4 protein-coding genes are annotated in these 6,000 nt (G+C 75.0%); 1 reads left to right on the top strand and 3 read right to left on the bottom strand.

Annotated features, from left to right (window positions below; translation table 11 throughout):
* Positions 1–19 precede the first annotated feature (19 nt).
* Positions 20–2,818, bottom strand: a complete 2,799-nt coding sequence (gene ppc / locus ACFCX4_RS07765; protein ID WP_376139725.1) for a phosphoenolpyruvate carboxylase — start codon at positions 2,816–2,818, stop codon at positions 20–22.
* Positions 2,819–3,114: 296 nt separating this feature from the next.
* Between ppc and ACFCX4_RS07760 the strand changes: the two genes are divergently transcribed.
* Positions 3,115–4,386 (top strand): sensor histidine kinase, encoded by a 1,272-nt coding sequence (locus ACFCX4_RS07760; RefSeq protein WP_376139724.1) that lies wholly within the window; start codon positions 3,115–3,117, stop codon positions 4,384–4,386.
* A gap of 157 nt (positions 4,387–4,543) precedes the next feature.
* Here the strand turns inward: ACFCX4_RS07760 and ACFCX4_RS07755 are convergent, their stop codons facing one another.
* Together ACFCX4_RS07755 and ACFCX4_RS07750 are read right to left on the bottom strand one after the other, a co-directional pair.
* Positions 4,544–5,035 (bottom strand): SUKH-3 domain-containing protein, encoded by a 492-nt coding sequence (locus ACFCX4_RS07755; protein WP_376139728.1) that lies wholly within the window; start codon positions 5,033–5,035, stop codon positions 4,544–4,546.
* 136 nt (positions 5,036–5,171) lie between these two features.
* Positions 5,172–5,633: a YwqJ-related putative deaminase gene (locus ACFCX4_RS07750; RefSeq protein ID WP_376139723.1), complete on the bottom strand. Its 462-nt coding sequence runs from the start codon at positions 5,631–5,633 to the stop codon at positions 5,172–5,174.
* Positions 5,634–6,000 lie beyond the last annotated feature (367 nt).

Raw genomic sequence — 6,000 nt, 5'->3', positions numbered from 1 at the left:
GCCCCCGGGCGGTCGGCGGTCAGCCGGTGTTGCGCAGGCCGGCGGCGATGCCGTTGACGGTCAGCAGCAGGGCGCGGGCCCGCAGCGGGTCCTCCTGACGGCCGGTGGTGGCCTCCTCGCGCTGCCGGCGCAGCAGCGCGACCTGGAGGTAGGAGATCGGGTCGAGGTAGGCGTCGCGGACGGCGAAGGTCTGCTTGAGCACCGGGTTGTGCTCCAGCAGTTCGCTCTCCCCGGTGAGGCGCAGCACCTCGCGCAGGGTGACCTCGTGCTCGGCCTGGATCTGCTCGAAGACGTGGTGCAGCTCGGCGGGCACCAGCTGCTCGACGTAGTGGCGGGCGATCCGCAGGTCGGTCTTGGCCAGCGTCATGGCGACGTTGGACAGGAAGTTGCGGAAGAAGTGCCACTGGCCGTACATCTCGTCGAGCACGTCGCCGAGGCCCGCCTCGCGGGCGGCGGCGAGGCCGGCGCCGACGCCGTACCAGCCGGGGACGATCTGGCGGGACTGGGTCCAGCCGAACACCCACGGGATGGCGCGCAGGCCGTCGAGGCCGGCGCCGGAGTCGGGGCGGCGCGACGGGCGCGAGCCCAGGTGCAGCGAGGCGAGCTGGTCGACCGGGGTGGCGGCGAAGAAGTACTTCGGCAGGTCCTCCTGCTCGACCAGACCGCGGTAGGCGGTGTGCGCGGCCTCGGAGACCCGGTCCATGGCGGCGTCCCAGCGGGCCAGTTCCTCGGGGGCCTGGCGCGGGGCGGTGTGCAGCGCGGAGGCGGCCAGCGTCGCGGAGAGGGTCAGTTCGAGGTTCTCGCGGGCGAGCGAGGGCAGCAGGTACTTGTCGGAGATGACCTCGCCCTGCTCGGTGACCTTGATCTCGCCCTCCAGGGTGCCCCAGGGCTGGGCCAGGATGGCCTCGTGCGAGGGGCCGCCGCCGCGGCCGACGGTGCCGCCGCGGCCGTGGAAGAGCCGCAGCCGGATGCCGTAGCGGTGGGCGACGTCGCGCAGCCGGCGCTGGGCGCGGTGGATCTCCCACTGGGAGGTGGTGATGCCGCCGAACTTGGAGGAGTCGGAGTAGCCGAGCATGACCTCCTGGACATCGCCGCGCAGCGAGACGAGCAGCCGGTAGGAGGGGTCGGAGAGCATCTCGTCGAGGATGCGGTCGGCCTGCTGGAGCTCGTCGGTGGTCTCCAGCAGCGGCACGATGCCGATCTTGGCGATCCCGGCGTGCAGGTCGATCAGGCCGGCCTCGCGGGCCAGCACGGTGGCGGCGAAGACGTCGTCGGCGCCCTGGCACATCGAGATGATGTAGGACTCGACGATCTCGTCGCCGAACCGCTCGAAGCCCTCGCGGATGGTGGTGAAGACGCCGAGGGTCTTGGCGCCCGCGGCGTCCAGCGGGGCCGGGGTCGGGGCGAGCGGGCGGCGCGAGCGCAGCTCCTTGGCGAGCAGCCGCTGGCGGTACTCGCGCGGCATGTCGTTGTAGCGCCAGGCCTCCTCGCCGAGCCGGTCGAAGAGCTGGCCGAGCGCGTGGTGGTGGGCCTCGGCGTGCTCGCGGACGTCCATGGTGGCGAGCTGCAGGCCGAAGGCCTCGACGGTGCGGATGGCGCGGGCGAGCCGGCCGTCGGCGATCAGTCCGCCGCGGTGGGCGCGCAGCGAGTCCTGGATCAGCCGCAGGTCGGCGACGAGCTCGCGGGTGCCGAGGTAGTCGCGGCCCTCGACGTGCGGGGTGCCGCCGGCGAGGCGCTCGCGGGTGTTCTCCAGCTTGAGCCGGATGCAGGTGGCCTTGAGGCGGTACGGCTCCTCGGCGTTCATCCGCTTGTAGCGCGGGCTCAGCTCGGGGAGCAGGTGGAGGTCGGTGTTGAGCGAGGCGAGCAGTTCGACGGAGGCGCCGGCCAGCCGCTCGGAGGTGGAGAGGGTGCTGCGCAGGTCGTCGACGGCGGCGAGGGCGTCCTTGATGCCGTACTCGTGCTGGAGGTTGAGGACGTCCCAGGTGACCTGCGGGGTGACGTTGGGGTTGCCGTCGCGGTCGCCGCCGATCCAGGTGCCGAAGGTGAGCGGGCGGACGCCGTCGGGCAGCTCCAGGCCGACCCGGGCGAGCTCCTCGTGCAGCTCTTCGAGGACCTGCGGGACGGCGTCGCGGTAGAGCTCGTCGAGGTAGTAGACGGCGTTGCGGGCCTCGTCGGTGGGCTCCGGGCGGGCGATGCGCAGCTCGTCGGTCTGCCAGAGCAGGTCGATGACCTCGGCGAGCCGGCGGTCGGCCTGGCGGCGGGCGGAGGAGGTGCGGGCCGGGTCGGCCTGGGAGAGGCCGGCGGCGGTCTCCTCGCGGTGGATGCGGTCGAGCAGCTCGCCGATCCGGCGGAGCTTGTTGAGGACGCTGCGGCGGGCCGCCTCGGTCGGGTGCGCGGTGAAGACCGGGCGGACGGCGAGGTGGGCCAGGGTGTCCTGGAGGTGCTTGCCGTCGGCCTCGGCCAGCTGGTCGGCGGTCTGCGCGAGCAGCGAGCCCTCGCGGGCGCGGCGGATGGCGAACTCCCGGCCGCGGTGCACCTGCTCGGTGACGTTGGCGAGGTGGAAGTACGTGGAGAAGGCGCGCACCAGCTTGGCGGCGGTCTCCAGGTCGATGTCGGAGAGCAGTTCGGCGGTGGACTCGCCGTCGGTGCGGCTGAGCAGCCGGACCTGTTCGACCAGGCCGAGCAGCTGGGGACCTTCCTGGCGGACCAGCGTCTCGCCGAGCAGGTCGCCGAGGCGCCGGATGTCCGCGCGCAGCGCGGCGTTGTCGGCGACGACGGGGGTCGGGTTGTCCGCCTGGCTGGGGACCGGAGCGGTCACGGCTGGCTCCCTCGGGGTGGTGGGGTGTTCGGCAACGGCTCATCGTCACAGGGCCGCCCCGCGTGTGGCGGGTGTGACGCGTGCGGACCGCGCTGTCCGACGCGACCAGCATAGGTGTCGTGACGGGCGCTGTCCGCGAAGTGGCCGGATGGCGGACAGCCATGCCCCGGGACCGTATGTGGTCTGGACCACTCGTGACCTCCGGCGGCGGTCCGGCGCCCGGCGGGCACCGCCCGGCGGATCGCCCGTCCCGACCCGGTGGGGGCGGGGCGGGGGCGCGCCGTAGTCTGTGGGGCATGAGCAAGTCGCCTGGGGAGCGCGCGCGGGACCGATCGTCGTTCTTGTGGTGGCCGCGGCGGCGCAGTGCCCTCCTGGACGCCGGGCTCGCCGCCCTGGCGGCGCTGGAGTGCGCGAGCAGCTCGGTCACGACGGTCGGCGGCCGGATCCACCTGAGCGCGACGGCGCAGTTCGGGATCGCGGTGTTCGCCGCGCTGGCCGGGGCGACCCTGGTGCTGCGGCGGCGCTGGCCGGCCGTGCCGGTGGTGGTCGCGCTGATCGTGATGCCCGCCGTGCCCAGCATGGTGCTGCTGCTGGTCGCGCTGTACACGCTGGCCGAGACCTGGGAGTGGCCCTCGCGCCGCCGGCGGGTGGTGGCGCTCTCCGCGCTCGCCTACGCCGAGACGACCGGCGTGATCCTGATGTCGATGTTCAGCCCGGGCGAGCCGGTGGTCGAGCAGCCGCCGCTCTGGGGACAGCTGGTGCTGTCGCTGCTGGTGGCGGCCGGTGCGACCGCCGCACCGGTGGTGACCGGCCTGTACGTGGGCGCGCGGCGGCGGCTGATCGAGTCGCTCAAGGACCGCGCGCACGGTCTGGAGACCGAGCTGGACCTGCTGGCCGAGCAGGCCCGGGAGCGGGCCCGCCGGGCCCGGCTGGAGGAGCGCACCCGGATCGCCCGGGAGATGCACGACGTGGTGGCGCACCGGGTCTCGCTGATGGTGGTGCACGCGGGGGCGCTGGAGCGGATCGTCGCCAAGGACCCGGAGAAGGCGGCGCAGAGCGCCAAGCTGATGGGCGAGGTCGGCCGGCAGGCGCTCAACGAGCTGCGGGAGATCCTCGGCGTGCTGCGGATGTCCGACGAGACCGCGCCGGAGCCCGACTCGCTGGCGGCGCTGCCGAGGCTGGTCGACCAGTCCCGGGCGGCCGGGATGGCCGTCATCCTGACGGTCAGCGGCAGCCGGCAGGAGTTCACCGGCGAGGCCGAGCAGACCGCGTACCGGGTGGTGCAGGAGGGGCTGACCAACGCGCACAAGCACGCGGGCGGCGCACAGGTGTCGGTGCTGCTGGCCTACGCCCCGAACGGGGTGCGGGTGAGCGTGGTGAACGCCTGCCCGGTCGGCGAGCGGGCCGGGGCGGGGCTGCCCAGCGGCGGCAACGGGCTGGTCGGGATGCGCGAGCGGGTGGTCGCGCTCGGCGGCACCTTCTCGGCGGGGCCGGAGCGGGACGGCGGGTTCCGCGTCGAGGCGGTGCTGCCGTCCCGGCTGGCGATCCGCGACGACCGGCTGGTGTAGCCGGCAGGCCGGCGGCCGGTGCGGACGGCAGACCGGGGCGGGTCGTTCCCCCGGCCTCCCCGGCCCCGTCCGTCCGGGCACGCTCGTCCCGCGCGGCACCCGCTCCGTTCCGCCCGGGACCCGTTCCGCTCGGGACCCGTTCCGCCCGGTGCCGGGCTCAGGCCCCGTCGGCGGTGCGCAGCCGTTCCGGCGCGGTGCCCAGGACCAGCGTGCTGATCGCCTGGTCGACGCCGTGGCCGAGGAACCACTCGCCGGTGTGGTCCAGGCTGTAGACCCGGCCCTCCTCGTCGATCGCCAGCAGCGCCTGGCCGTACGCCTCCTCGCCCAGCGGGGCGATCCGGGTGTCCAGGGCGCGGCCCAGGTCGGCCAGGGTGCGGGGCTGGTGCAGGCCGCACAGCGGGTCGACGAGGAACGGGGTGCGGGCCAGCTGCCGGCCGGGCCCGACCAGGTCGAAGGCGAGGCCGCCGAACTCGGCCCAGGCCTCCACCGCCGCCGGGAAGACCGCGTGCTGCACGCCCGCCGGGCTGCCGTACCCGACCAGGGCGTCGGCCCATTCCTCGGCCTGCCGGATCTGCCAGCGCCCGGGGTGCCAGCCGGCCGCCTTCAGTTCGGCGGCGACGTCGGCCGGGAAGCGCGGGCGGGTCCGCAGCGCTGGTCCGCCGACTGCGGCCGGCGGCGGGGGCGGGGGTGGGCTGGGCGGATTCAGGACGGGCTCCGGTGGTTCGGGGACGGGGGACGGGCGGTGCGCCGTGCGGCCGGTGGGGGGCGGCCGTACGGCGGACCGGTCAGCCGGCGGCCGGGCCGACCGCGACGCTCTGGACGGTGAAGTGCTCCAGCAGCGGCGCGCAGGAACGGCACGGCGGCGCGTGGGTGCCGTGGGCCGGGTCGTGCTCCTCGCGGATCCGCACCGTCGTCAGCCGGGCGCCCTTGAGCGCCTTGCGCGCCTCGTGCAGGCTCATCGGCTTGCGGGCGGCGCGCTTGGAGCGGCGGCCGTCCACCGCGGCCAGGTACTGGGAGAGCAGGACCGCCTCCGGGCAGCGTCCGGTGAAGCGCTCGCGGTGCTCGGGCGGCAGCGCGTCGAGGAAACCGCCGACCAGCGGGTGCAGCACGGGACGGCGGTCGGACTTGTCGCCGGCCAGGGTGTGCACCTCGCCGCCCTTCAGGGACAGCGCGGCGGCCACGGCGGGCAGCAGGCTGTCGCGGTGGTGGCGCAGCAGCGGTGTTCCCTCCGGTTCCCCGGTGGTCATGGCGTCGCCCTCCTCCTGGTCCGCTGTCCGCCCGTCCTCCCGCTCGACCAGGCCCCCCGGGCCCGTTCGTGGCACGGCTGTCAGGGGCCAGCCTGTCAAATGACACTGACAAGCGCACACCCGGGGTGCGGCGCGCCGAGCCGACCGGCGGACGGTCACACGATGTCGGCGGGATCCGCACGGCATCGTCACGACCCGTCCCCGGGTTTCCCGAAACCGGCCCGGCCGCGGGCGCCGGCCGGTAGCGTTCCAGCAGCGAGCCGAGGGGCCGGCCGGTCCGGAGAGGGAGCCGGAGGAGGCGGCAACGTCCCCGCTCGCCACGGCCGTTGGGGCCGGGGAGCCCCGACTCCTGGCAAGGGGGCCTGCG

The sequence above is a fragment of the Kitasatospora sp. NPDC056327 genome (genome assembly GCF_042261735.1).
Taxonomy (GTDB): domain Bacteria; phylum Actinomycetota; class Actinomycetes; order Streptomycetales; family Streptomycetaceae; genus Kitasatospora.
Note: the sequence above shows the minus strand (reverse complement) of the source record. Positions and strands in the feature narration are given on the sequence as shown.